22 protein-coding genes and 2 pseudogenes are annotated in these 26,702 nt (G+C 60.1%); 13 read left to right on the top strand and 11 right to left on the bottom strand.

Features of this window, described 5'->3' with window-relative positions:
* Positions 1–85 precede the first annotated feature (85 nt).
* Positions 86–1,252: a hypothetical protein gene (locus tag F1563_RS03570; RefSeq protein WP_002527673.1), complete on the bottom strand. Its 1,167-nt coding sequence runs from the start codon at positions 1,250–1,252 to the stop codon at positions 86–88.
* Between the two features lie 50 nt (positions 1,253–1,302).
* Between F1563_RS03570 and F1563_RS03565 the strand changes: the two genes are divergently transcribed.
* Together F1563_RS03565 and F1563_RS03560 are read left to right on the top strand one after the other, a co-directional pair.
* On the top strand, positions 1,303–2,031 hold the full coding sequence (locus F1563_RS03565) for an alpha/beta fold hydrolase (RefSeq protein ID WP_002527672.1): 729 nt from the start codon (positions 1,303–1,305) through the stop codon (positions 2,029–2,031).
* A gap of 120 nt (positions 2,032–2,151) precedes the next feature.
* A complete protein-coding gene (locus F1563_RS03560) occupies positions 2,152–2,610 on the top strand; it encodes an Hsp20/alpha crystallin family protein (protein WP_002546532.1) in 459 nt (152 codons plus the stop codon).
* 105 nt (positions 2,611–2,715) lie between these two features.
* Here F1563_RS03560 and F1563_RS03555 read toward each other — a convergent pair.
* Positions 2,716–4,006, bottom strand: a pseudogene (locus F1563_RS03555) (GntT/GntP/DsdX family permease); the annotation flags it as partial.
* A 29-nt stretch (positions 4,007–4,035) separates the two neighbouring features.
* Positions 4,036–4,560, bottom strand: coding sequence for a gluconokinase (locus F1563_RS03550; protein WP_172623562.1), 525 nt, complete (start codon positions 4,558–4,560; stop codon positions 4,036–4,038).
* A 188-nt stretch (positions 4,561–4,748) separates the two neighbouring features.
* Between F1563_RS03550 and F1563_RS03545 the strand changes: the two genes are divergently transcribed.
* Positions 4,749–5,450: a FadR/GntR family transcriptional regulator gene (locus tag F1563_RS03545; protein WP_172623561.1), complete on the top strand. Its 702-nt coding sequence runs from the start codon at positions 4,749–4,751 to the stop codon at positions 5,448–5,450.
* Between the two features lie 242 nt (positions 5,451–5,692).
* Here the strand turns inward: F1563_RS03545 and F1563_RS13475 are convergent, their stop codons facing one another.
* Together F1563_RS13475 and F1563_RS03540 are read right to left on the bottom strand one after the other, a co-directional pair.
* The gene (locus F1563_RS13475; protein WP_002527667.1) at positions 5,693–5,848 is read right to left on the bottom strand and encodes a hypothetical protein; all 156 of its coding nucleotides are present in this window, start codon (positions 5,846–5,848) and stop codon (positions 5,693–5,695) included.
* 44 nt (positions 5,849–5,892) lie between these two features.
* Positions 5,893–6,129, bottom strand: a pseudogene (locus F1563_RS03540) (transposase); the annotation flags it as partial.
* Between the two features lie 357 nt (positions 6,130–6,486).
* Here F1563_RS03540 and F1563_RS03535 point away from each other — a divergent pair.
* A complete protein-coding gene (locus F1563_RS03535) occupies positions 6,487–7,200 on the top strand; it encodes a FadR/GntR family transcriptional regulator (RefSeq protein WP_002527665.1) in 714 nt (237 codons plus the stop codon).
* 66 nt (positions 7,201–7,266) lie between these two features.
* Here F1563_RS03535 and gcvP read toward each other — a convergent pair whose 3' ends face one another.
* Genes gcvP through gcvT form a run of 3 tightly spaced genes read right to left on the bottom strand, consistent with a single transcriptional unit; the run spans position 7,267 to position 11,786 of the window.
* A complete protein-coding gene (gene gcvP / locus F1563_RS03530; protein WP_002546535.1) occupies positions 7,267–10,257 on the bottom strand; it encodes an aminomethyl-transferring glycine dehydrogenase in 2,991 nt (996 codons plus the stop codon).
* Positions 10,257–10,628: a glycine cleavage system protein GcvH gene (gene gcvH, locus F1563_RS03525; protein ID WP_002527663.1), complete on the bottom strand. Its 372-nt coding sequence runs from the start codon at positions 10,626–10,628 to the stop codon at positions 10,257–10,259. The genes gcvP and gcvH overlap by 1 nt, the downstream gene beginning before the upstream one ends.
* Positions 10,629–10,670: 42 nt before the next feature.
* Complete coding sequence (gcvT, locus tag F1563_RS03520) at positions 10,671–11,786, bottom strand: glycine cleavage system aminomethyltransferase GcvT (RefSeq protein ID WP_002527662.1); 1,116 nt, start codon at positions 11,784–11,786, stop codon at positions 10,671–10,673.
* A 126-nt stretch (positions 11,787–11,912) separates the two neighbouring features.
* On the opposite strand from gcvT, the gene F1563_RS03515 reads away from it, so the two are divergent.
* Positions 11,913–12,344: a DUF3040 domain-containing protein gene (locus F1563_RS03515; RefSeq protein ID WP_002527661.1), complete on the top strand. Its 432-nt coding sequence runs from the start codon at positions 11,913–11,915 to the stop codon at positions 12,342–12,344.
* Positions 12,345–12,370: 26 nt separating this feature from the next.
* Here F1563_RS03515 and F1563_RS03510 read toward each other — a convergent pair whose 3' ends face one another.
* Genes F1563_RS03510 through F1563_RS03500 form a run of 3 tightly spaced genes read right to left on the bottom strand, consistent with a single transcriptional unit; the run spans position 12,371 to position 16,835 of the window.
* Positions 12,371–14,572, bottom strand: coding sequence for a transglutaminase TgpA family protein (locus F1563_RS03510; protein ID WP_002527660.1), 2,202 nt, complete (start codon positions 14,570–14,572; stop codon positions 12,371–12,373).
* Positions 14,569–15,795 (bottom strand): DUF58 domain-containing protein, encoded by a 1,227-nt coding sequence (locus F1563_RS03505; protein WP_172623560.1) that lies wholly within the window; start codon positions 15,793–15,795, stop codon positions 14,569–14,571. The genes F1563_RS03510 and F1563_RS03505 overlap by 4 nt, the downstream gene beginning before the upstream one ends.
* Positions 15,792–16,835, bottom strand: a complete 1,044-nt coding sequence (locus tag F1563_RS03500; RefSeq protein WP_007433662.1) for an AAA family ATPase — start codon at positions 16,833–16,835, stop codon at positions 15,792–15,794. The genes F1563_RS03505 and F1563_RS03500 overlap by 4 nt, the downstream gene beginning before the upstream one ends.
* 279 nt (positions 16,836–17,114) lie before the next feature.
* Between F1563_RS03500 and mraZ the strand changes: the two genes are divergently transcribed.
* The 8 genes from mraZ to murD all read left to right on the top strand — a co-directional run bounded on the left by mraZ (position 17,115) and on the right by murD (position 26,664).
* Positions 17,115–17,543 (top strand): division/cell wall cluster transcriptional repressor MraZ, encoded by a 429-nt coding sequence (mraZ, locus tag F1563_RS03495; protein ID WP_007433663.1) that lies wholly within the window; start codon positions 17,115–17,117, stop codon positions 17,541–17,543.
* 142 nt (positions 17,544–17,685) lie between these two features.
* A complete protein-coding gene (gene rsmH, locus F1563_RS03490) occupies positions 17,686–18,699 on the top strand; it encodes a 16S rRNA (cytosine(1402)-N(4))-methyltransferase RsmH (protein WP_002546537.1) in 1,014 nt (337 codons plus the stop codon).
* A gap of 101 nt (positions 18,700–18,800) precedes the next feature.
* Positions 18,801–19,154 (top strand): cell division protein FtsL, encoded by a 354-nt coding sequence (gene ftsL / locus F1563_RS03485; RefSeq protein ID WP_002527655.1) that lies wholly within the window; start codon positions 18,801–18,803, stop codon positions 19,152–19,154.
* Between the two features lie 137 nt (positions 19,155–19,291).
* On the top strand, positions 19,292–21,079 hold the full coding sequence (locus tag F1563_RS03480) for a peptidoglycan D,D-transpeptidase FtsI family protein (RefSeq protein WP_002546538.1): 1,788 nt from the start codon (positions 19,292–19,294) through the stop codon (positions 21,077–21,079).
* Positions 21,076–22,665, top strand: coding sequence for a UDP-N-acetylmuramoyl-L-alanyl-D-glutamate--2,6-diaminopimelate ligase (locus tag F1563_RS03475; protein ID WP_503826436.1), 1,590 nt, complete (start codon positions 21,076–21,078; stop codon positions 22,663–22,665). Before F1563_RS03480 ends, F1563_RS03475 begins: the two co-directional genes overlap by 4 nt.
* Positions 22,662–24,119 (top strand): UDP-N-acetylmuramoyl-tripeptide--D-alanyl-D-alanine ligase, encoded by a 1,458-nt coding sequence (locus F1563_RS03470; RefSeq protein ID WP_002527652.1) that lies wholly within the window; start codon positions 22,662–22,664, stop codon positions 24,117–24,119. The genes F1563_RS03475 and F1563_RS03470 overlap by 4 nt, the downstream gene beginning before the upstream one ends.
* A complete protein-coding gene (gene mraY / locus F1563_RS03465; protein ID WP_002527651.1) occupies positions 24,116–25,186 on the top strand; it encodes a phospho-N-acetylmuramoyl-pentapeptide-transferase in 1,071 nt (356 codons plus the stop codon). Before F1563_RS03470 ends, mraY begins: the two co-directional genes overlap by 4 nt.
* Positions 25,168–26,664, top strand: coding sequence for a UDP-N-acetylmuramoyl-L-alanine--D-glutamate ligase (gene murD / locus F1563_RS03460; protein ID WP_002527650.1), 1,497 nt, complete (start codon positions 25,168–25,170; stop codon positions 26,662–26,664). The genes mraY and murD overlap by 19 nt, the downstream gene beginning before the upstream one ends.
* Positions 26,665–26,702 lie beyond the last annotated feature (38 nt).

Raw genomic sequence — 26,702 nt, 5'->3', positions numbered from 1 at the left:
AACCCGGGGGTCGGTGGTCGAACTATCGTGTGCGGTCAAAATCATCCTTCACAAGATGTTTGCCTCCAGGCGCGGTGCCGTGGGGCTAACGGTCAAGTCTACGCGTCGACACCCCGTCAGCGGAACCGTGACTTCTTCTGGGGTGCCCGGCCGCACCGATGGTCTTATTGCTCGGGCGGATGTCGTCCCCGGTGAGCCTCTCGTGGGTCAGATACGCAGCAAGTGCTCCGGTGAGTAGCCGAGCCCAGGGTTCGGGGCCTCCGTGTGATGCGGGGGAGGCCGCTAGTACCGGGATTGGTCCGTCCTGGCGCCAGGCTATGGGAGGACGGTCCCGCCACGCCGGCCATGCAGTGCCCAGTTCCGGATTCGGGATGGGGTGAGTGTGGTCGTGACAGATGCGGTGGGTCCGTGTGCCATCCCACCAGGTCCACGTTTCGATAAGTCCGTCGGGTTTCCAATCTAGTCGGTGAACCATGCCATGATGCACGGGCAGCTCAGCTGAGGCGCTGACGGTGACGGTGGGAGAGTTCCATGGTCGAGCTGGGCGATGCCACCAGGCGCGTCGGGGGGTCGGTGCCGTCGTGTCGATGACTGCGTCAGGGGAGTCGTTCGGTGAGGGATTGACGATGACACCGCGTCGGGTCAGCCGCTTATCCAACAGGGTCAGCAGGGGTTGCAGGTCAGTTGGACCGTTAGGGCCGACGAGATTCCAGCAGCCGAAGACCCGGGTGACGGCCAGCCTTGTTTCGTCAGCTGAGAGCTCGGCCAGCGGGGAGGGGAGATCGACGTGGATCGGCTCGGGGAGCGGTTCGGGTCGGGAGGTGACTGCATGCTCTACCCCGTACCGGCGCCGGGCTTGCCAGACGTCGTCGGCATGATCGAGGACGTCACGCCACCTGTTGGCGGTGCGGTCTTCGTACCGGTCCCGGACCGTGCGGATTTGTGCACCTCTTTCTGTCGGCATGGAGATGGCCGTCGTAGCTGAGCTGATCTGACGATCAGGCTCTGCGACAAGATCGAGTCCCACGTCTGCCAGCTCAGCTGCCATTGCCCGGCCTGACTTGGCGAAAAGGTCTCGCCATGCCGAGGGGAGCTCGAGGGTAGCGCCAAGTTCAGGGGAAAGAGGACGCTCCGCGGTCTCGCGCCAACGTGGGGAAGCGGAGATGATGGTGACGTTATGCCCCGCCCGGGCTAGTCGTAGGGCAGCGGCCAGAGCGACGAGTTCGTCTCCGACGATATGGACTGTCCCCATCGTGTCTGTGCCTCCTGCGATGATCCGATTGAATCAACGACGACGGTATCGTGCCAGAGGTGAACACGGATCTTCCTGTTGTTGCCGTCCATGGAATCACCAGCTCGCCAACCACCTGGGGCGGGCTCGTCCTGGCATTGAATGTTGAAGGCGTCGTCGTCCATCAACTCTCATTGCTCGGGCACGGCCCTGCTGACACCCGTCGGGGAGTGGGGACCGACTATCCCCTTGAAGCGTTTGCGGCGGATGTTATCGAGCAGATGGATGCCTTGAAGGTCGATAAGTGCGCTTTGGTAGGCCATTCTCTTGGTGCCCTGATCTCGTCCATGGTGGCGCAACGTCAGCCGGATCGTTTCGACCGTGTCCTATTAGAAGATATGCCCGTGCTTCGTCGAGTGCGTCGGGATGCACCGCCGATGAGAAGATACGCCGACGCCATCCTCATGGAGGTTGCGGCGCTTGCTGGGCGCAAGAGGTTCGACCCGACAATGGTGTGGAAGGTCAGCCGTGAGTTACTGAAACCTAATCCCCAGTGGTGGGACGGGCTGTCTCGGATGATCATGCCGGTTCTCGTCATCGGAGGTGGCAAAGGCTCCTACCTACGTCAGGATCGGCTGCGTGAGGTGGTAAATGCCCTGCCTGATGCCCGGATCGTCACCATTGACGGCGGGCACCGCACCCATATCACCAAGGGTGACGAGTTTTGCGATATCGCGGTGCCATTCCTGACGAATGGGAAATACGTCAACCGGCGACATAACGGGGTTCAAGACATGTGAGCCTTGAGCGAACAGCACTCAATCCCATTGTTGAGTTGGGGGCGCTCATGGTTAAACTTGAGTCATACCGACTCAGATCGAGTCGATGCAGGAATCTGCTGAACCCGTAGGAGTGTTGACATGGCTCGTACTTTTGATCCCTTCCGTGAAATGGACCGGCTGCTCTCCGACGTCACCAGGACGCCGGCGACTGTGGCAGTTCCCATGGACCTCTACCGTGACGGAGACGACTACATTGTCGCTGCGGACCTTCCGGGAGTTGATCCAGCATCCATCGATATCGACGTCGACGATCGCACATTGACGATTCGCGCCGAACGTGCGACCAAGGCGGCTGAGGAGGTGCAGTGGCTGTCCCGCGAACGAGCCATGGGAACCTTCGCCCGTCAGCTCACCCTCGGTCACGGCCTGGCGACCGACCGCATCACCGCCGAGTACACCGACGGTGTGCTGACTCTGACGATTCCTGTCGCTGAGACTGCTAAGCCTCGCAAGGTTGAGGTCCGGCACGGCTCGACCACGATCGACGCCATCGCCGACCAGGCCCAGGTCGGCTCAGGCGAGCACCAGGAGCAGTGAGGTCCGAAGTTCGACGTGGCGGCCAGTTCCGTGAGGTCAGACAATGGCGGAGACCAGTAGAACCAGGAGCAGTCCGCAGACTGACAGCACTGTCTCCATGAAGGACCAACTTTTAATGGTTGCTCCCACCGAGATACCGAAATACTCCTTGATGAGCCAGAAGCCGGCGTCATTGACGTGCGAGAAGAAAACCGAACCACAGCCGATCGCTAGCACCAGCAATGCAGCGTGGGCAGGCGGCAGGCTGGTTGTCGTCGGCTCTAAAATGCCGGCCGCGGTGACGGTTGCTACCGTCGCTGAGCCGGTCGCCAACCGGATCACGACAGCGACGAGCCAGGCCATCAGCAGCGGGGAAATCGAGGACTGAGTAATGCCGGTTGGCAATGCCAGTGTCGACGAGGATCTGTTTAAATCCACCGCCGGCGGCGACAATGAGCAGGATTCCGGCGATCGGGGGCAGTGATGCACCCACACTGTCGCTCACAGCCTTCCTGTCCATGCCGGAAGCTTTACCCAGCGTGAAGGTTGCCAGCAGGGTCGCCAGCAGCAGGGCGAACATAGGCTCGCCCAGGAAATCCAAGACACTGCGGACAGCAATGCCTTTGGCGGCGAAGATATCGGCGAGAGCCTTGCCCATCATGAGGACGACAGGCAGCAGAACGGTCAGCAAGGTGACAGAGAACTTCGGGTGACCAGAGGCGATGCCGGAACGGCCATTCTCGTCAGAATTAAGGAATAGGTCAGGGGCATCAACGGGCACCCATCGGGCTGCCAGCCGCGAGAACAGCGGACCAGCAACAACGACGGTCGGTATGGCAATGAGGACACCGAGCCCGAGGGTGACGCCAAGGTCGGCCTTGAGGAGCGCGATAGCGGCAAGGGGGCCTGGATGCGGTGGAACGAGGGCATGCATCGTCGATAGGCCAGCCAGGGCGGGGATGGCCACCCTCATCAGAGGAAGTTTGGAGCGGCGGGTCACCAGCAGGATGACTGGGACGAGCAGCACGAGGCCGATCTCGAAAAACACTGGCAGTCCAATAGCAGCACCAATGAAGGCCATCGCCCATGGCAAGGTGGTGGGGGAAGCCTTGGAGACCAAGGTGTCGACGATCTCGTCGGCGCCACCGGAATCTGCCAACAACTTGCCGATAATCGCTCCCAGGGCGATGAGGACGCCGACGGAAGCGACCGTCGATCCGACTCCCTTGGAGTAGGCCGCCACCATCTCCGACAGGGATAAATCCGCGATCGCCCCGACGACCAAGGAACCGATCGTCAAGGAGAGGAAGGGATGGAGTTTGAACTTGGTGATAAGGGTGACGATGGTGGCGAACCCGATGATGGCTGCCACAGACAACTGGCCGGTACTGGCCGTTGTTTCGAAGATGACGTGCATTGACTCCTCCTTGAGTCCGGGGCATGGCGTCAGTCGATGTCGGTCAACCAGGTAGCCGCCTTGGTGGTGAGTTCCTCGCGAGAAGCGTCGAAATTGAGAGTGATGCCGACCTCGTCAGTGGTCAACGGTTCGAGGGTGGCGTATTGGGAGTCGATGAGGCTGGTTGGCATGAAATGGCCGGAGCGAGCCTCGATACGTTTCGTGACGACCCTGCGGTCGCCAGCGAGATGGACGAAGACCAGACGTGGACAGGCCTGGCGTAGCTGATCGCGATAGATATGCTTGAGAGCGGAACATGCGACGACTGCTCCGCCATCAGCACGTTCGGCCAGCCAAGCGGCAATATTAGCTAGCCAAGGGTGTCGGTCCTCGTCGCTGAGGGGATGACCGGATGCCATCTTGTCGATATTGGCTTGAGGATGAAGGTCGTCGCTGTCCATGAAATCCACGCCGAGACAGTTGGCAAGCATAGAGCCAATGTCCGTCTTTCCAGCTCCGGCTACCCCCATGATGACGATAGGTGGCACGTGGCGAGGTGAGTGGTTGACGCTCATCGTGGTCTCCCAGCAGTCGTGATCCTCGCTAACCCGGCTCAGCGTACGTGTTGGGATCAGATTTGTACAGGAATCTAGCGATTGAACTCATATCTTGGGGTGCTGTCGTGACGGAATGCCTCGTTAAGAAGGTCTTCAAGAAGGTTCGTGACAGCGAACGAGACGGTGATCTCGCTAGGCTGAAGGACATGTTGGATGCCTCCATGGCCACCACAATCTCAAACGTTCTAGGGGCACGAATCGTGAGTGGCGCTGTCGCCCCTGGAACTGTCATGAGGCTTGAGGAACTCGACTCGGAATTTGGTGTCTCCCGGTCGGTCACAAGGGAGGCTGTCAAGCTTCTGGAAGCTTTTCATATCGTCAGGGCGCGGCGTCGAATCGGCATTGTGGTCACCGAGGAATCGGAGTGGGACGTCAGCTCCCCGGCAGTCATTAGATGGTTCTTGTCCGGGCCTAGACGTGACGAGGTGATCGCCTGGATTAGTGAGCTGAGATCGGCTGTCGAACCACTGGCCGCTGAACTGGCCGCTCAGCGAGCAACCCGGCAGGAGACGACCACGATGGCTCTCGCGGTGACGGAGATGATCGCGGCTGCCACTGACCGTGACCTTGACGAGTACCTGCGCTGGGACATTAACTTTCACACCGCCTTGCTCCAGGCTTCCCACAACCCGCTGGTGGCATCCCATGTCAAGATCGTTGCTGCCGTGCTAGAAGGGCGTACCCACCTCATGCCTTTTGAGCCTAAACAGGAGGCCATCGGATTCCATCGCAGTATTGCCGACGCTGTAGCTGCCCATGACGTCGAAGCTGCTACCTTAGCGATGAGGCGGATTGTCACTGAGGCTCATCAAGCTATGAGCTCCTCAATGCTTGCATCGTCGAAATGACACGAGTAAGGCGGGTTGAGTCAATGCGAAACAAACCATACTTTTGTGCCCTGTGAACAGGATATTAGTGCTGCTAAAAGTACTGCTACGCGGTAATGATGATGCACTTTAGTGGTCCCTCGTAGTTGAGGGTGTAGTTGGTTTTTGAGTCCGCCGGTCTTGAAGAGAGTTTTGGCGGCGTAGTGGGTCGAATGACCTGCGTGCTGTATCGAGCGGATGCTCAAGATGCCTGTTGATGGCCCTTAGTAGGGCTGTTGCTGGTATCCGGGTTGGTTGGAGTAAGCCAGGATGTCGTTGGCGTGTTTCTTCGGGGTTCTGCCTAGCGTGATGATCTCGGCGAGTGTTTGGGTATGTCTTGGGTTACGGGCGTGATCAGGGCGACCATCGGTTTCGGTCATGGCATCGGTCGGTGTGATAGTAGGCGGCGATTATGCGGTGATAATTACCTCATGTCGCTTCGGCCTCGACGTGGGTGTCCGTCGGCGAACAGTGCCCTCAGATGGCTGGTCTGCTTGTCAATCAGCAGGTTAGCGCCGGTGTATAGGGTCTGGCGTGGGTTGTCGAGCAGGTTGCCCTTCCATCCGTGGTGGCCGCAAAGGGCCTGACGAACACGTCGACGATACCGGTTCATCACGTCTCCGATCAGGCGGATGACATGGAAGGGGTCCATCACCGCGACCGTCTGGGGAGCCCCTCATTTTACACCCGGCGAATCGTCCATTGCGATAACCTTGACCGCGTTGCGCCGTGGGGCGGGACGTTCCGCGAACCACGTTGTGAATGCGTTTTCAGAGCAGCTGTAAACCATGTCGAGTGACCTGGCCAGGGTGATGGCATCGCGGACAGCCGTCAGGTCGATGACCCAGCACGCCAGTACCGCACGGTTGGGCTGGAGTCGTTGCTGACCCCTACGTCCTCAATCGGACAAGTCATTTTAGGGTGCCCTAACTACATTCGCGTTTATGAAGAGCCACTTCAGCGAGCATTCCCTAAGGGCATCGGGTCTTATCCGGTGATATGCGTTATCGTTCCTGTCATGCCTCAGGAATTCCTCGCTTCATCGGTGGCCAGTCGTCTGGGCGCTCGCATTGTTGACGGTGACCTTCAAGCCGGTGACGTGCTGCGGCTAGAAGATATCGAGCAAGAATCGGCGGCGTCCCGTTCCGTCTGCCGTGAAGCAGTCAAAATCCTCGAATCTTTAAACCTGGTGCGCTCTCGACGTCACGTCGGCGTGACGGTCTTACCGTCCAATCAGTGGGATGTGCTGTCACCCAAGGTGGTGCACTGGCACATGTCTGGCAACAAGCGTGAACAAGAAATGAGCTGGACGAATGAACTGCGGATAGCCCTGGAGCCTACGGCCGCCCGACTTGCAGCTGAACGTGCCGATGGCGCAGATCTCAAGGAATTGCAGGACGCTGTCTCCGGTATGACCGAGGCGATCCGAAACGATGACTCGACGGGCTTCGCTCATCACGACCACGCTTTTCACCGGAGTCTTTTGGCCGCTACGCGCAATCCGCTGTACGTCGCCCATATTCCGATGCTGCTCAGTTACCTCGCCGAACAGTACGGCAACCGCAGCCTCACAACTGAAGATGGGGCTCACCTCGTGCAACATCGCGATATCCTTGACGCCATCACGATGAATGATGCCGACGCAGCTGAACAGTCCGCCCGAGCCCTTGTCCTGGGGCTCGGACGAATAGTGCCACAGCCGTCACGGCGGCAAGTAGTTCCATCGGCTTAGCACTCGAAATCGTGCATTATTCAAGCTGGCCGGGTCCGATCAGAATCGGGCTCGGCCAGCTGCGCTTTAGTCTTCAAATGCCTCCAGGGGAGGACAAGAGCACACCAGATGGCGATCACCATAGGTGTTGTCGACACGACCCACCGGCGGCCAGTACTTGGCTTGGATGCGGGTGAAGACGTTGACGTCTAGGCCACGTTCTTGGTCACGCTGGATGCCTAGACGCATGCCGGGGTAGCAGCCCAACTCGCGGGAGTAGGGATGATTCCATTCATCGGCCACCAAACGAACCGCCGGATGCGGGGCATTGACCAGCGGGTTGTCGTCAGCCGGCCAGTGGCCCGACTGCACCATTCGGGCCTCTTCGACGATCGCCACCATGGCGTCGCAGAAGCGGTCTAGCTCGGCGAGGTCCTCCGACTCGGTGGGCTCAACCATGAGCGTACCGGCTACCGGGAAACTCATTGTCGGGGCATGGAACCCGTAGTCGATGAGACGCTTAGCGACGTCGTCAACGGTGATTCCCGTCTCGGCGGTCAACGGGCGTAAATCGAGAATGCACTCGTGGGCCACGTAGCCGTTCTGCCCGGTATAGAGGATCGGGATCTTGTCGTGGAGGCGGTGAGCGATGTAGTTGGCATTGAGAACCGCCACCTCAGTCGCGAATTGCAATCCTTCTAGGCCCATTAGTCGCAGGTACGCCCAGGAAATGGGCAGCACAGACACCGACCCGAACGGCGCAGCAGATACGGCATGCCCGTCGTGGGTAACCGTCCCGCCGTTATTGAGTGGATGCTCGTTGCGCGGGTTGAGGGGATGACCGGGCAGGAAAGGAGCCAGGTGAGCCTTGGCAGCGACCGGGCCAACGCCAGGACCTCCCCCTCCGTGTGGGATGGCGAAGGTCTTGTGTAGGTTGAGGTGGCTGACGTCACCGCCGATGCGGCCAAACTGTCCCCATCCGACGAGAGCATTGAAGTTTGCTCCGTCGATATAGACCTGTCCGCCAGCCTCGTGGACCATGTCGCAGACCTGTCGTACACCGTCTTCATAGACACCGTGAGTTGACGGGTAGGTGATCATGATCGCCGCGATACGCCCCTCGTGGGCAGCGATCTTGGCAGCCAGATCGTCGCGGTCGATGGTGCCGTCATCATTGGACTTGACGACGACCACCTTGAGCCCTGCCAACGCGGCCGAGGCGGCATTAGTGCCATGTGCGGAAGCCGGGACCAGACACACATTGCGCTCGGTATCACCGCGAGAGACGTGGTAGCCGCGAATGGCTGCCAGTCCGGTGTACTCGCCCTGGGAGCCGGCATTGGGCTGCAGTGAGACAGTGTCATATCCGGTGAGTTCGGCCAACCAGATCTCGAGGTCACGGATGAGGCGTAAGCTACCGGCTTGGTCCTCAACCGGGGCGAAGGGATGCATCTGCGAAAATGCCGGCCAGGTCATAGCCTCCATCTCAGCAGCGGCATTGAGCTTCATGGTGCATGAACCGAGTGGGATCATGCCGCGGTCCAGACCATAGTCGCGGTCTGCCAAACGCTTGAGGTAGCGCATCATGGTAGTCTCGGTGTGGAAGCTGGAAAAGACCGGATGCGTCATGAAAGGGGAAGTGCGGCGCAGATCCTCCGGCCACGCCTCGTCAGCCTGGCCACGAATTTTTTCGGTACTGCCACCCAAAAGTTGGGTGAGTTCCCGAAGTTCGTCGTCGGTGACGGTCTCGTCAACCGATATCTGGAGGGTGTCTTCGTCAACGAGATCGAGGGTATATCCACCTTCGCGGGCTCGGTTCCACAACTCTTTCGCTGTGCCCTTCACGCTCATGCGAATGGTGTCAAAGAACTGCTGATCGGCGACATCAAGGCCCCCTGCGCGTAAAGCGCTGGCAAGCTGATGGGCCCGATCTGTGACCTGTGTGGCGATCCGGGTTAGTCCCTTCGGGCCGTGCCACACGGCGTAGGCGGCGGCGACCACAGCGAGGAGTACCTGAGCAGTGCAGATATTGCTCGTGGCCCTATCACGGCGGATGTGCTGCTCACGGGTTTGCAGGGCCAATCGGTAAGCGGGGTTACCGTCGGCGTCAGTCGACACACCGACGAGTCGTCCCGGGATCTGACGTTCCAGACCAGCACGAACTGACATGTAAGCCGCATGCGGTCCGCCGTTACCTATCGGGACGCCAAAACGTTGCGACGAACCGACGGCGACGTCGGCACCGAGCTCACCGGGAGGAACCAGCAGGGTCAGCGACAACAGATCGCACTGCGCGACGGTGATACCGCCACCCTTGTGGACCACGCCGAATACTTCGGAAGGATTCCATAGTGCGCCGGTGCTGTCGGGATAGGGGGCGAGGATGCCGAAGCAGCCTGCCTCAACCTCGGGGCGCCACGACTTTGGGTCGCGGAGGTCGGCTTCGACAACCTCAATGCCAGCTGCCTCGGCGTGGCCCAGGATGACGTCTCGCACTTGGTCGAAGAGGTGAGTGTGCACCACAAAGCGGTTGGACTTGACCCTTCGGGCGGCACGACGCGCCAGTAGCATTCCCTCGGAAGCCGCCGTGGCCTCATCAAGGAGGGAGGAGTTCGCCAGGGTAAGGCCGGTGAGGTCAGCGATGAGTTGCTGATAAATCGTCAGCATTTCCAGACGGCCTTGGGAAATCTCAGGCTGGTACGGGGTATAGGCGGTGTACCAGGAGGGGTTCTCCAGGATGTTGCGACGAATCACCGGCGGGGTCAACGTGCCGTAGTAGCCGCGCCCGATGAGGGCACGAGTAACACGGTTACCCGAAGCAATCTCAACGAGTTCAGCGCGAGCGGTCGCCTCGTCGACGGCAGGGGGCAGGCTCGGGGTTCGAACGGAGGAGACCTCCGGATCGGAGCCGAGGACAGAGGCCGGGACGGCATCGCGAATGATCTGCCTGGAACTCATAACCCCAACGGTCTGGGCGATGTATTGCAGGCCCTCGTCGACGGATCCGACGTGGCGGCTTGAGAAGGGGCGCGGCCCTTCCAGGCCGTGCCGATCCCCAGTATGGTCAGTCATCGTCATCACTCGGCGGTGAGTTTGAGGTAGGCGTCACGGTCCATGAGGTCGTCACCCAGCTGACCGCTGGAGACCTTGAACAACCATCCTTGTCCGAACGGGTCGGAGTTGACCAGTTCGGGGGACTCAGTAATGGCCTTGTTGACCTCCGAAACGGTGCCCGTCACGGGGCTGAAGAGGTCGGAGACCGACTTAGTCGATTCGACCTCGCCGATGGCGGATCCAGCGGAGACCTCGCTGCCGACCTCAGGGACATCGACAAAGACGACGTCTCCCAAGGCCTTTGCGGCATAGTCGGTGATGCCTACGGTTACGGCGTCGCCGTCAATGGCGACCCACTCGTGCTCGGCGGAGTACTTGAGATCGGACAGTTTCATGTCTGCTCCTAGGTAATCTGTGGTGGGGATTGGAGGTTGGGGTCAGGATCGCTTGTAGAACGGCAATTCAACCACGGTGACGGTGAAGGCTTTACCACGCACATCAACGTTAAGTGAGGTACCAACTTCGGCGACGTCAGGATCAACAAAAGCCATTGCGATGGGGTGGCCCAGGGTGGGAGAGAGGATGCCGGAGGTGATGGCTCCGACAGCTTTGCCCTCGTTCACGACAGCGTATCCCGCACGTCCAGCGCGGCGCCCTTCCCCGGCTAGCCCGACTAGTACGCGATCAGCGGTGGCATCGCGGTTCTCGAGAGCGGATCGACCGACGAAGTCGCCCTCTTTCTTGAAGTTGATGACTCGTCCGAGTCCGGCCTGAGAAGGATAAATGTTGGTGCCCAACTCGTGTCCGTAGAGAGGCATTCCAGCCTCCAGGCGCAAGGTGTCACGGCAGGCGAGACCGCACGGGATGAGGTCCCCACCTCCAGCGTCCAAGAGGAGCTGCCACAGATGCTCGGCGGCCTCGGCCGGTACGTACAGCTCGTAGCCGTCCTCCCTGGTGTAACCGGTGCGAGCGACGAGTACGGGGAAACCGTCCAGCTCTCCGGTGAGGCAGCGGTAGTACCTGACGTCGCGGACCTCATCAGGGTTGAGGGTGGTGTCAGCCTTCTGGAGGGCCGCCAGCACAATCTCGACGGCCTTGGGGCCCTGCACAGCCACGAGGGCGGTCTGGGCGGATTCGTCGGTGACGGTGACGTCGAACTGCGCGCAGCGCTTGGTAAATTCCGCCAGATCGGTTTCAGCATTGGCGGCATTGGCAACGACGAGATAGTCGCCGTCAGGTAGGTGGTAGGTCACCAGATCGTCAACGACACCCCCGTCGTCGGTGAGCAGAAGGGAATACTTAGCGCGGCCTTCCGCCACAGCGGAGAGCTTTCCGGCCAAAGCGTAATCGAGGGCAGCTCCGGCATCAGGGCCAGAGATTCTGATCTCGCCCATGTGGGACAGGTCGAAGATGCCGGCATTCTTGCGGACAGCGTGGTGTTCAGCCAGGTCGGAGGAGTACCGCACAGGCATATTCCAGCCCGCGAAATCGGTGAAGGATGCTCCGAGACTCTCGTGTACGGCCGCCAGTGGTGTACTTCGAAGCGTGGTCATGCTTCGAAGTATGGCATGACGAGGGGCGGTGTGCTTGCCTGTAGGGAGAACTGAGGAAGTAGACTTAGCGGCGTACAACGGAGTTTATTCCCGCGGGCTTCGTGGCAGGTCAGGTAGGAGTTCGAGATGCCCTTGTCAGCAGAGGAGCAGCGGCGGCTCGCCGAGCTTGAGGAGGCGCTGTCCACTGACGATCCTGACTTCGCCCGATCTTTCTCTCGGCGCGCTTCCGCGACTCGTCGCCCTCACGCCGGTGACAGTGTTTTGGAGCAGCGACGCATGCGTCATCGCCGGGCTCGGCGCCGTCAGATCCTCCTCGGGTCGGTGATGGTGCTGTTGGGCCTAGCGGGCGTTGTCGGCGGAGTGGCCCTCAACAGCGGAGTTCTTGCTGTTGTCGGTTTCGCCATTATGGCCATCGCCGTGGGAGTGCTGCTGTCGACCGGTGAAGGTGCGCTGCTACGTAGTAGCGGAGTCAAGCCGCGTGGGGGAAAGCGCAAGCCCAATCCCGAATCCTTCACCGCGCGGATGGAAGAGCGTTGGCGTCGACGCCAATCACGGTGATGCCCCGTCGTCAGTCGCAGTGATTCTCACTTCTTGACAAGGGATGACGGCAACCATTTAGCTAACCAATGCGGCCTGGGGGTGCGAGTCCGTGCCAGCCAGTCCCTGACTGTACCTAGGTCATCGACCATGGCATCGTAAGAACCATCCCTACCCGACCAGCGGTCACGCTCCTCGCCCAACGCCAGCCTCTCGACGGCAGCGGAGGCGTCCGGATCCATGTCAGCGGCCAAGGCGGTGGCTTGACGACGCGGGGTGCCGTCGGGCCAGGCCAGACCATGGTCGAGCCACAGGTCGCGAACTTCCCGCCAGACGCCGACTATCGAACCACGGGTAATCCTACGGCGCGAGACAAGCATGCGAATGAACATTGGCAGCACGAGCACTACTAGAACGACGAGGACAGCAATGAGAGGGGCCCCATGGGAGCCTCCATGATCGGCGTTAACGGGCACAGGACTACTGGTGGATGCCGGGGTGCTTACAGCCGATGACGATGGTTTAGGCAAAGCCGAGGTCGAGGTCTGCGCCGAAGGAGTCGGTGGTGACGATGGCACAGATGAAGCAGTAACAGCCCCCTTGGTGGTCCAGGCTGGTGCTGGTGCTACCGCTGCGGTCGGCTCGAACCTGACCCAGCCATAATCTTGGAAGTACAATTCGGGCCAAGCGTGCATCTGGTTGGCGCGCACCTTCCAAGTGCCTCCTTTGCCGTCGCCAGGAAGAAACCCAATGGAAACTCGTGACGGAATACCTTCAAGCCGTGCCATGAGTGCCATTGCCGCCGCGAAATGGATGCAATAGCCACGGCGGGTGCGTAGCAAGAAGTTTTCCAGGACTTGATAGCCGTCGCCTTCTGGTGCGTTGATGTCGTAGTGAAAACGAGCGCCGTTACGAAGCCAGTTTTGGATCGCGATGGCCTTGGTTACAGGGGCAGATTTCCCTTTGGTGATTCGGCTAGTCAATTCCCTAATGTCGGATGGAACATCGGCAGGAACCTTGGTGTATACCGTGCCATCTGGGCTGCCGATCTTGGCGTTATCAAAGGTTGTCGGATCAGGATCGGGCTCCTGAACCGAGATGCTGTACTGCATATCAGTGGTCGCACGGTCATGCTCAGCAGAGGTTGAGACAATCGTCAGGCTCTGTGGGTCCCACGCCCAGGTCTGGTCGACATCGGCAGCAATGGGTCCATAGGGGGCGGGTAAATACTGTGAAGAAAACTTGGTGATACTAACGTCGACGGTGCGAGTTTGTGACGGGCCAGATAATCCCGGCACAGTTCCAGGGGCGGTGTGTTCCAGGTCAACTGGGATGAGGCCCCACCCCCGGTCAGTTATCTTCGGCAGAGAGGTCAAGCGTAGGTATTCACCGTCTGGATCATTGGTGGTGTAGTTGATAACTGACGCCGTCGATTTGTTGTGGAGATTACGGCGCAGATTGATGGTCGGATCACTCATCCGGACTGGAGCCGAAGGGGCTGCTGCCGGGCGAGTGAGGTCAACATGTCCCCAGATGGGTGCGATAGCGGCCAGAACTGTTGCGAGCGTGATGGCGAAAGCGCTGAGTATTGCCGCAGCTAACCACGTTAGCGGGCCACCTCCTCGAAGTGCGTGATCGACGGTGAGGATAACGAGCCAGCCCGTCGCGGCTAGGGTGAAACCCCACCACGGCGTATCGTGTCGGACGGCGAGCACAGCGACAAGACGGATAGCTAGTAGTGGAGCGAGAGACCATCCGGGGCTCTCGAGGGTAATGGTTAGCAGGTCCGCCAAGACCGTCAGAACCCCGATAACGGTCGTTGTCAGCCAGATCACTCCGATTGACGGGGGAAGAGGCCCATCGGTCGTCTGGATCAGAGTAATCGTGTCGCGATATAGGTGGAGGGCGTTAAAAGGGAATGTGCCGGAAGAACCGACCACCGATGCACTGACGCCTCCCATTACCACGATGATGATGACGACGAGGATGGCCTGCACACCTTGTACCTCGGCGTGGTCCCAGTGATGGCGTCGGCAGAACAGGCCGATGGCTTCAAGGAACACGACGATGGCAGCTGGACCAATCCAGAAGAACGGATCGATGGTGAGCCTTGCCAGCGAGAGGGTAGCCAAGATCATGGCGAGGGCTACCACGAGGTGAATCGCCAGAGGGTCGGATGGATCCTTGGTCGGAGCGAGAGACTCGGGTAGTTGGGGCGCTGACTGAGCGGCGCGACGTGGGTTTTTCATAGAGTTGCCGTCCTTGCGGTCTGCAACAAGCTCTGCCATGCCGAATCGATAGAGGTTCGGGAATCGACGGTAACGACCGCCCACCCAGCATCAGCCAACTGCACGACGGCGCGCTCATGCTCCTCGGCCTGCTCAAGGGTGCCGCGGAACCGTCGAGCGGTGAAGGTATCGGGATCCAAGACGAGGGCGAGACCAGCGACCCGGTTCCGTCTCAAATCCACCAGCGGATCAATATCGGCTGCCTCCAGTCGACCGAGGATGGCGATAGCTGGTCCATCAATTCCCTGGCACGACTCCACAGCCTTTGCCAGCGTGGTGTCGGGGCGCAGCGGTTCGTCGACAAGGGCGTCGAGGAGATCGCCCTTGAGCGCGCCAGATGAGTCGCACACTTGGATGATGTATCCGTCGGAAGCCAGACGTGTCGAGATGGATGCCACCGCATTGATGGCCCATTCGAAGGATGCACCGGGGCCAGTGCCAGCATGACACCGAGCCCGAGAATCCATCACGATGACGACAGATGGATTCCATGCCTGCTCCTCGCGTCGGACCATGAGGTCACCGCGGTGAGCGGTAGAGCGCCAGTGAATGCGTCGCACCGAATCTCCAGTGCGCCAATCTCGCACCATGGCGTCGTCAGGGCCACGCCGTCCGGCATTGGCCGCCGAGGATCGAGTGTTGAATCCCTGACCACCGAGCTCCCCAGATGCGCCCAGATCGACGATCCTTGGCGTGACGACGACCTCGGCGGCGTCGCCGAGATTGGTGTGGCGGCAGGCCATACCAAACGGATCGACAGTGCGCATCATGACGGGGCCGATCGTGAATCGACCACGTGTCGTAGGTATGACTGGGGTCTGGATGGTCGCCGTCGACCATCGCGGCTGGCCAAGCGGTATGGGGATGGTATCGGTGAATCGGGCAGCCCCGAGTGGCAGTCCGCCACAACGCTCCACCGTGACGGTTTCATGGGCTTGAGAGCCCAACGGTATCCGCACCGGAGCGAGACTTCGCGAGGTCTGCACGCGCGGTCGAAACCATGCGACGACAGCAATGGCCATCAGCGGCAGCAGGATAAGGAAAAACCCGATTCTCGCCAGGTCGCGCTGGTCGATGCTCAGACCGATGACCACAAGCATGATCCCAACAATTCCGACCGTGCGTCCTCGCGGCGTGAGCAGACCGCGACGGCGAGGGGCGCTGGACGTTGAGGCGGCGCTCATCGGCCCTGATGTGCCCGCTCAGGTGGGGGAACCTGACGCAGAATTGACTCGATGACTGACTCAGCCGTCCGGGCAACCTCGTGGCTGGCGACTCCGCTGCGTCCGGAAAAGACCAGCCGGTGGGCCAGGACCGGAGCAGCGAGAGCCTGGACGTCGTCGGGGATGACGTAGTCACGTCCATTCATGGCTGCGCGGGCTCGACTAGCACGGACCAAATGGAGCGCTGCGCGGGGGGATGCGCCCAACCGAATGTTCTCGTGTGACCGAGTGGCACCGACGATATCGAGGACGTACTCGTGGATCGCAGTGGCCACATGGACTCCGAGTACGGCCGAAATGATCTCTCGGATCGTTTGAGTGTCGGTAACCGGTCTGACTTCATCAAGAGGAGAAGCAGCGCCATGGTGTTCGAGCATGGCAAGCTCTGCCGACCGCGTCGGGTAACCCATAGTGATACGAGCCATAAAACGGTCTCGCTGGGCCTCTGGAAGGCGATACGTGCCTTCCATCTCAATGGGGTTCTGGGTGGCCATCACCATGAATGGGGCTTCGAGGGGATGAGTTTGGCCATCTGCTGAAACTTGATGTTCTCCCATAGCCTCGAGCAGAGCTGACTGGGTTTTGGGAGAGGCGCGGTTGATCTCGTCACCTACCACGATGTTGGCGAAGATCCCGCCCGGCTTAAAGACGAATTCCCGCTCCTCTTGGTCGTAGACGCTGACGCCGGTGATGTCTGAGGGAAGCAGGTCTGGGGTGAACTGAATGCGGTGGACGGCGCAGTCGATGGCGCGCCCTAGTGCTCGAGCGAGCGTGGTCTTACCAACGCCAGGGACGTCTTCCACCAACAGATGCCCCTGGGCGAGAAGGACGACAAGCGCGGTGTCAATGCGCTCGCTCTTTTCCTCAACCGCACCTGCGACGGCCGAACGGATCGCGTTAGTGATGGCCACCACGTCATCGATTGAGGCGACTCGTGGCTCGACGTCGTCAAGAGGCTGGGCGTGTGCCGGCATGACCGGCTGCGATTCTTGGTAGCTCAACGGAATCCTCCTGGCGCGCGTGGCAGTGACCGGAGCCCATCGTATCCGGACCCGATGACGCTGATATTCCCATCACGGTGAACAGAGGCGGAACAGGTTCGAACGACCTGCTCAGGTTCGTATCAACATTCCTCGTCGCCACGTGGCGGCTTTATGACGCGGTGCGAGTGGGGAGCGATGGAGAAGGGAGCGCCAGGGAGGTGACGGGGTGGAGCGTAGTGGAGTATGGTGGAGGTAAGTGGAGGAGACCACCTCGATCGTAGAGCAAGGAGGTGCCCGGTGTTTCTGGGTACGCATACTCCCAAGCTTGACGAGAAAGGCCGCTTCTTCCTACCGGCGAAGTTCCGCGACGAGTTAGACGACGGGTTGGTCATCACCAGAGGCCAGGACAGGTGTCTGGCGATCTACCCGACCGAAACCTTCGTGGAGATGACCCGGGAAATCGCTAAAGGATCGGTGAGCGTCAAAAAGGTTCGCGACTACCAGCGCATGCTGGCAGCCGGAGCTAGCGACACCGCTCCTGACAAGCAGGGACGGGTCATGATTCCGCCGATGCTGAGGCGCTACGCCGGTCTTAATAAGGAGATCGTCGTGGTGGGTGCGATTACTCGAGTCGAGGTGTGGGACGCCACCGAGTGGGAGAAGTACTCCGAAACCCAGGAGGAGGCCTTCGCCGATATGAACGAGGAGGTCTTCGCTGAACAGTGATCTCGCGATCTGTGGCTCCGGGCCGACCGGGCCCCCTGACACAACTTCCCCTGCGCCAGGTGGTTCAGCCGGAACGGAACCTTGGATCGCGAGTCATCGACACCGGTCGAAGACGTTGTTGGCAGACCATGCCGGGGAGGGGATGCTCATGGCGACCGATGCCATCGGTAGCGATGCTGTCCACGTCCCCGTTATGCGCGCCCGCATCCTTGACCTTCTCGGCCCTACTCTAGAAAGCGGTAGGCGAGTCCACGTCGATGGTACCCTCGGTATGGGAGGCCATGCTGAGGCGGTCTTGACTCGGTTCCCTGACGTTCAGCTCGTCGGTATCGACCGTGACCAGCAGGCCTTGACGATGGCCGGAGCGCGACTCAAGCCTTTCGTAGACCGCGTTCATCTCGTTCATGCTGTCCATGACGAACTCCCCGAGGTGCTTGACGATCTCGGCCTGGGCCGTGTCGACTCCGTGCTGCTTGATCTTGGATTGTCGTCTCTCCAAATTGACGAAGTCAACCGCGGGTTTTCATATTCGGTTGACTCCCCGCTGGATATGCGGATGGACCAGTCCAGGGGTCGCACTGCCGCCCAGGTCCTCAATGAGTCTGATCCTGGTGACCTGGTGCGCATACTCCATGAGTACGGCGAGGAAAAGTTTGCTGATCGCATTGTTCGCGCCATCGTCACCGAACGTGACCGCCAGCCCATCGAGACCTCGGGGCGGCTCGTCGAAATTATTACTAGGGCCATTCCTGTCGCAGTGCGACACAAGCGCTCCGGTCATCCCGCCAAGCGCACTTTCCAGGCTCTGCGGATCGCGGTCAACCGTGAGATGGAGACCTTGTCCGCAGTGCTGCCGCGTGCCCTTGATCGTCTTAACGTCGGGGGCAGGATCGCCGTATTGGCCTACCATTCCCTCGAAGATCGTCCCGTCAAGGAGGTCTTCCGCGAAGCATGCGATGACACTGCCCCAGCTGGGTTACCGATAGTTCCCGAGTCGATGGCAGCGAAGTTCAGCCCTGTCACTCGAGGAGCCGAACGTCCTGATGCCGACGAGATGTCTGCCAATCCACGATCCGCTTCGGCACGATTGCGGGTCATTGAGCGGGTTCGACCCGGGTCCGTCAACCGTCAGCATGTGACCAAGGAGAGTCGATGAGCGCCGAACCAGCACCGCGTCCACAGCAGGCCAAGTCCGCCGTCGCACGTCCTACCGCGCTGCGTCCAGTGCTGCTGTCGCAACGGGTTCGTCAGCAGCGGATGGGACGACTTGGCTTCGTCATCCTCATCGTCGTCATGTTGGCAGCTGGCTTGGCTGGGTTGTTGGTCCTTAACACCACCATTCAGGCACAGTCCATGCGGATTGCCCAGGAGACGCGTGATCTCAATGTGCTCCAACATCAACAGGCTGTACTGGTTGCTGAGGTCGATCACCTGCATGGTCCGCAGAACCTTCAGGAACAGGCTGAGAAGCTCGGCATGAGGCCCAACCCTTACGGCTCCTATATTGACCTGCGCACTGGCAAGGTCATCGGAACACAAACCAAGGTTGACGGCAAGGAGGTGCCAGGAGTCATCGGAAAGACAGCTAAGCCCAAGGTGGGCCAGCCGTGAGTGATTCCCGGCACCTTATGGACTCAAACCCGCGGCCCGGTTCCGCCAGGCCGCCCGCGTCCGGCCGTGGCCCGGGACGAGCGCAATCTGGGCCCCGCCGTGGTGGTCGGGAGGTAATTAGCAGACCTGCCTTTGAAATGGCTTCCCAGCGGGGCCGTTTGACGATCCTCATGGCGGTATTTCTCGTGCTTGCTGTGGGCTTGGCAAGCCGGGCTATGCAACTGCAGGCTATCGAGGCGCCTACCTATGCGGCATCGGCTGCGGCGAGAATGAAGTACACCTACGACCTTCAGCCCAACCGAGGCCAGCTCACCGATCGCAATGGCACCGTGATGGCGCAAACTCAGCCGGCGGTGTTGGTCTTTGTGGATCCTCGGATGATCTCCCGCAACGGTGTTGACGAACGAGTGACGATGACTGGCGAACAGCGGGAGAAGGCAGCCGCTGCGCCTAAGGCCGTCGCAAAGATCCTTGCCACGCGGCTGGGAGGACAGCCAGAAGATTACCGTAAGGCGGTGACGGCCACTGATGCCAAAGGAAACCTGAGTCGCTACTCTGTGGTGCGACATCACGTTGATAGCTACATCTTCGACCTCATCAAGAGAGACATGAAGAAGGGCGGCTGGTACGGGGTATTCAGCTCGAATGACCCTATCCGTACCTATCCGTCGGGGCAGGTCGCCTCCAACGTCGTGGGCTTCGTAAATGCTGAGGGTAAGGGGGCCGCCGGTTTCGAATATGCCCATAACAAGCAGCTTGCCGGCGTACCGGGTAAAGAATCCTATGAAGCTTCGACCTGGGGACGTATTCCGCTGGGTTCTAACACTCTGGTGCCTGCGGTTGACGGTACGAGTTACACTCTTACCATCGACGCTCAGCTTCAATTCATGGCCCAGCAGGCTCTCGATACGGCTCTTAAAAACGCCAAGGCGAAGAGCGGTGAGGTCGTCATGATGGACGTCACTAATGGTGAGGTTCTGGCGATGGCGTCAATGCCCACTTTTGACTCCAACAAGCCTGGCAAAGCCAAGGAGAACCAGACCCGCAACCGGGTCATCCAGGATGCGTACGAGCCGGGATCAGTGCAAAAAGTCCTGACGATGGCCGCGCTGATCGATCGGGGTACCATTACTCCCGATAGCCACGTCGTCGTCCCGCCTGCTTTGTCGTCTGGTGGCGGTAAAATTACCGACGCTGAGCCTCATGGCACCGAATATCTCACTGCTCGTGGGGTGCTTGTACACTCGTCAAATATCGGGGCGGCATTGGTTGCTCGGAAAATGGATAAGTCGACCATGGTGTCCTATCTCAAGGCATTCGGACTAGGGGCTCCTACCGGAATCGGGCTGCCCGGTGAGGCGAGTGGCCAGATCCCCAAACCCAATATGCCTGACTACACCCGCGACCAGATTGCTTTCGGCCAGGGATTATCGGTGACCGCTCTTCAGGAAGCTGCTGCCGTTGCCGGAGTTGTTAACGGCGGGGTCTACCACTCACCGACTATCCTCAGGTCGGCCGTTGACGGTCATGGAGAGCCTGTCGAAATTCCTGAAGCGACCACCCGCAGAGTGATCTCGCAACAAGCCTCTGAGCAGGTTCGAGACATAATGGAGAACGTGGTATCTACTGCCAAGGACCGACCCATTCCGGACTATCGGATGGGCGGTAAGACGGGTACTGCCCAGCGGATTGACCCGGCGTGCCGCTGCTACCGCGGGTACATCTCCTCGTTCGTCGCCGTCGCTCCCATTGAGAAGCCGCGTATTCTCACGTACGTCGCCATCAATCAGCCCAGCAATGGGCATACTGGCGCGGTGGTGGCAAAGCCAGCGGCGCGGCAACTCATGTCCGTCGCCCTGCCGCGATACGGTGTGCAACCGTCCACCGAGAAAGCGCGCAAGGAACCCTTGGAGTACCAGCCGTGAGCCCTGAACCTACTGCCACCCCCACCCCGCCTGCTGGTGCCGCCCTCCGACCATCCCAAGTGGATCCAGTTGGATGGACCGATCTGATGGCTTCTCTCGACGGTTGTCGAGCTGATGGCAATGGTCCTGCGATCACGGGGATCACATTGGATTCCCGTCAGGTCCGTCCGGGCGATCTCTATGTCGGTCTGCAAGGCCTGCACGCTCACGGGGCGAGGTTCGCTGGTTCTGCTGCTGAGTCGGGTGCCGTAGCGGTGCTCACCGACGAGCACGGCGCCAAGCTGGCAGTAGAGGCGGGCGTGCCGGTTGTTATCGTCGATGATCCGCGGGCTGCCATGGCCGTTGCAGCCGCCCGGATCTTCGGACATCCCTCTGATGCCATGACGATGTTTGGTATCACGGGGACGAACGGTAAAACCACAACGGCCTTCCTGGTGGAAGCCGGGTTACGCACGGCTGGCCACCACGTCGGGACTATTGGGACAATTGGATTCCGGCTCGACGGTGATGAGTTGCCCAGTGCTCGCACAACCGTCACGACACCGGAGTCACCAGATCTGCAAGGGCTATTCGCCGCGATGGTCGAGCGAGGAGCGTCTGACGTCGTGATGGAAGTGTCCTCGCACGCGCTGGCCTTACAGCGGGTGGACGGAACCTGTTTCGATGTGGTGGCCTTCACTAACCTGGGTCGTGACCATCTGGATTTCCATAAGACTCTTGATGATTACTTTGAAGCGAAGGCTCGTTTGTTCACTCCTGATCTGGCTCGAGTCGGCGTCATCAATGTCGATGACCCGCGTGGCCGTCAGCTAATTGAGCGGATGCAGGCCAACGGGGTTAGGGCTGTGACAACATCTATCCACCAGCCCTCTGACTATCAGGTAACGTCATGGCATGCTGCGGCCACTGGGGCGATTTTCGATGTCAACACTCCGTCGGGGGAGCGCACTCTTGAGCTGTCTTTGCCCGGAGAGTTTAACGTTCGCAACGCGGCCATGGCTCTGGCCATGCTTGAGACTGCCGGGCTCGCTTTCGACGATGTTGCGGACGGCTTGTGTTCCGCCCAAGTGCCTGGCCGCATGGAGCGGGTGGACCTTGGCGCTGACGCCCCGACGGCCCTCGTAGACTTTGCGCACACTCCGCAGGCGATTGCATCAGCCCTCGACGCAGCTCGTTCGTTAGCTGATAGTGGCCGTCTCATCGCCGTGCTTGGTGCTGGGGGAGACCGTGACGCGGTCAAGCGTGGCCCAATGGGCCAAGTTGCCGCTGAGCGTGCCGATATTGTCGTCATTACTGACGACAACCCGCGTACCGAAGATCCTGCGGTGATCCGCGCAGCCGTGCTGGAAGGAGCCCATGATGCTGCTGATGACGGGATCATTGTGGTCGACGGGGGGCGTCGTCGCGAGGCCATTAACGAAGCCCTGCGGATGGCGGAGGCTGGCGACGTCATTTGCGTGCTCGGCAAGGGACATGAGACCGGGCAACACATTGGTAGTGAGGTGCTGCCTTTCGACGATCGTGAGGTTATCCGAAATGAGTGGAAAACCATGGTCCAGCAAACCGAGGAGGATCAGGCACGATGAGAGTTCTCGATATTGCCACCCTCGCGCAGTGGGTCGAAGCAGCGCCGGTCGATGATTCTGCCCAGGTGGGCCCGGACGTCGTCATCGATACCCGGAAAGTGACTCCGGGCGCTCTGTATATTGCTCTTCCCGGAGCCCGGGTAGACGGCCATGACTTCACCCAGGCCGCTCAGGACGCCGGCGCCGCCGCTGTCCTAACCACTCGGAGCACCGACGCACAGGTGCCCCATCTCATCGTCGACGATGGTCGAGCTGGCTTATCTCGACTGGCACGTCACGTCGTGGCGACTGAACGAGAGCGCGGAATGCTCACCATCGCTTTGACTGGCTCCAGCGGTAAGACAAGCACCAAGGACATGCTGGCCCAGATACTCGAGACTTTTGGCCCGACGGTGGCTCCGGTGGGGTCGTTTAACAATGAAATCGGAGCTCCTCTGACGGCATGTCGCAGCAACGAAGACACCTCCTTCTTGGTGTCGGAGATGGGGGCCCGCGGCCTGGGCCATATTTCCTGGCTCACCTCCATCGTTCCTCCGGACGTGGCTATGGTCCTTAACGTCGGCATCGCCCACTTGGGCGAATTTGGTTCACGCGAGGTCATCGCTCAGGCTAAAGGCGAGATTGTTGGGGCCCTCGCGCCTGACGGCTGGGCTGTGCTTAACGCCGCCGACAATCTCATCGCTGGGATGGCATCACGCACCCATGGCCATATCGCATGGTTCAGCCCTGACGCTGATCATCGTCGCCCAGATGCCGAGATCGAGGCGTGGGCTGAGTCAATCCATGCCGACGACCTTGACCGCCACTCTTTTACTCTTGCCGCCCGCTACGGTGGGACGACCTGGCGTAGCCCTGTTAGTTTGACGACCATGGGTGCCCACCAGGTTGCAAATGCCGTGGCTGCTACTGCCGCTGCGTTGGCGGCGCTGGCCATGAATGACGGGACTGACGAGCAGACTGTCATTCAGATCGCCGGGGCGCTCAGCAACGCCGTGTCCCGGTCAGCTATGAGGATGCAACTGCGCGAACGTGCTGACGGTTTGGTGCTGGTCGAGGACTGTTACAACGCCAATCCCGACTCGATGGCCGCTTCATTGGCGGCGATGGGGCATGTGTTGGCGGCGCGCCGAGCTCGGGACCCTCAAACCAGGGGCGTCGCGGTCTTGGGTGACATGCTCGAGCTCGGGGCGGACTCCGCCCGCCTCAATGCAGAATCCGGTCGGCGAGCAGCCCAGGCCGGTTTCGACGTCATTATTGCTGTTGGTGATGAGGCCGAGAGCATTGCCGATGGTGCCCAGACTGAAGGCGCACATGTGATCGTCGCCACGGTGGAAGAGGCTGCCAGGTCGCTAGGTTGGACCTCGCACGATGTCGTTTTACTTAAAGCCTCCAGAGGACTGGCCTTGGAGCGAGTAGGGCGCGACGTGTTCGCGGAGGGGGAGGCCCAGGCGTGAAGAACATCCTGCTCGCTGGCGCGGTGTCAATGATCGGCACCCTGGTCGGCACGCGGTGGTTCATCCACTGGCTCGCTGCTAGGGGATACGGCCAGTTCATTCGTGACGACGGTCCGACGACCCACAAGACCAAGAAGGGTACCCCAACCATGGGGGGCACCGTCATCATTGTCTCCGTGCTGCTGGCGTACCTCGTGGCACACCTGGCGACCTGGACTCATCCCTCCATCTCGGCGCTGCTGGTGTTATGGCTGTTTGCAGGACTGGGATTCATCGGTTTTCTCGACGACTGGACAAAGATTTCCAAGCAGCGCTCCTTGGGCCTTAGGCCCAAGGGTAAGCTCCTTGGTCAGGCTTTTGTCGCCATCACCTTCGCTATCGGGGTGATGTACTTCCCTGATGTTCGCGGTGTGACGCCAGGGTCTCCAGCAATTTCTTTCCTGCGCGATATTTCCTGGCTTCATCTGTCTGTCTGGCTGGGTATCGTCTGGGTAATTCTGCTTATCGCGGGCAGTTCCAATGCCGTTAACCTCACCGATGGTCTTGACGGTTTAGCAACCGGTGCGTCTACTATGGTTTTCGGCGCCTACACCTTGCTGAGTATCTGGCAGTTTAACCAGTGGTGCTCTCGGCCGACCACCGCGGGAAATCACTGCTACGCGGTGCGTGACCCCCACGATATTGCCGTGGTCGCCATTGCTATTGCCGGCGCATGTTTCGGATTTCTATGGTGGAATGCTAAGCCTGCCCAGATTTTCCTTGGCGACACGGGATCGTTGGCCCTTGGTGGCGCTGTTGCCGGCATGGCTGTTGTCAGCCGTACTGAACTGCTCTTGATTATTATTGGCGCTCTCTTTGTCGTTGAGACCGTCTCAGTAATGTTGCAGGTCAGTGTGTTTAAGATTACTGGCGGAAAGCGTGTCTTTAAAATGGCCCCGTTGCACCACCACTTTGAGCTGAAGGGGTGGGCTGAGGTAACGGTGGTCATCAGGTTTTGGATTATTTGTGGCCTAGCCGTTTCGGCCGGTCTAGGAGTCTTCTACGCAGAATGGGTGGCGGGGCAATGACATTCTCCGGAACGGTTGATCTGAGCACGGCCGACCGGCTCTTTGACTGGTCTGGTGTGCATGTTGTCGTCGCAGGTTTAGGTACGTCTGGCTATGCAGCCGCTGACGCGTTACTTGAGCTTGACGCCAAAGTCGTCGTCCTTGACGATTCGGATGACGACTCTCACCGCGATAGGGGAGCCTTGCTGGAGGTTCTCGGGGCCGAAGTACGTCTGGGGCCTGGGGCGGCATCCGAACTGCCGGAGGAAACCGATCTCGTCATTATCTCGCCTGGCTGGCGTCCTACCCAGCCGCTAGTAGTCCATGCCCTTACCCGAGGCATTCCTGTTTGGGGTGAACCTGAGTTGGCCTGGCACCTCATGCAGCCGGATCGTGTTGTTCCGTGGCTGGCGATTACCGGCACCAACGGCAAGACGACCACCACCCAGATGACCGAGTCGATTCTTAATGCTGCAGGTTTGAGGGCATGCGCTGTCGGCAATATTGGCCGACCCATCCTTGAGGCCATGGCTGACGAGATCGACTACGACGTCTTTGCGGTGGAGCTATCGAGCTTCCAGCTGCACTGGTCAAACTCGCTGTCCCTCCATTCCGCGGCAGTGCTCAACCTTCAGCAGGACCACCTGGAGTGGTACGCCCATGAGTCGGATCCGTTCGGTTCTTACGCCGCCGATAAGGCTCGCATCTACCACCAGGTGACCAATTCCTGCGTCTACAACGTCGCGGATTCCGCTACCGAGCACATGGTGGAGGGAGCCGACGTAGTTGAGGGGGCTCGCGCGATCGGGTTCACGACCGGGACCCCAGGGCCTTCCATGATTGGAGTTGTGGACGATCTCATCGTGGATCGCGCCTTCGTTGCTCAGCGCGCCACCTCGGCGATGGAGCTGGCTCGTCTTGACGACGTTCACCCTTTCGCCCCCCATAACGTCGAAAACGCGTTGGCTGCCGCGGCATTGACTCGTTCCTTCGGGGTCCCTGCGGCCGCTGTCGGACAGGGCTTGCGTGACTTGCATTTAGGCGGGCACCGCATCGAGACGGTGCATCAGGCTGGTGGCATTACCTGGGTCGACGATTCTAAGGCGACGAATCCTCATGCTGCGAACTCCTCGATGCGGGCCTTTGAGCACATCGTGTGGATCGCTGGCGGGCAAGCCAAGGGTACGAGTTTCGACGATCTCGTGACCACTCATGCTAGAAAGCTGCGTGGTGCAGTGGTGCTGGGAGCTGACCGCGGCATCGTTGCGGAGTCCTTGGCCGAGCACGCCTCACAGGTTCCGGTCGTCGTCATTGACGATATGTCTCGTGAGGCGATGGCACGTGCGGTCCACGCGGCCGCCAAGATGGCCCACCCTGGGGACACTGTCTTGATGGCACCTGGCTGCGCCAGCTTGGATATTTGGCCCGGCTATGCCGCACGCGGCGAGGACTTCGCCAATGCCGCTCGACAGGTTGATGGGCCGGATGTCGATGGCTGAGAAATCGGTAAGTGTCCGCACTCCCCGTACCACTCGAC

Origin of the sequence: Cutibacterium modestum (genome assembly GCF_008326345.1) — a bacterium.
In the GTDB taxonomy this organism is placed as follows: Bacteria; Actinomycetota; Actinomycetes; order Propionibacteriales; family Propionibacteriaceae; genus Cutibacterium; species Cutibacterium modestum.
The sequence above is the reverse complement of the archived record's forward strand: the minus strand, read 5'-3'. Positions and strand labels throughout refer to the sequence as shown.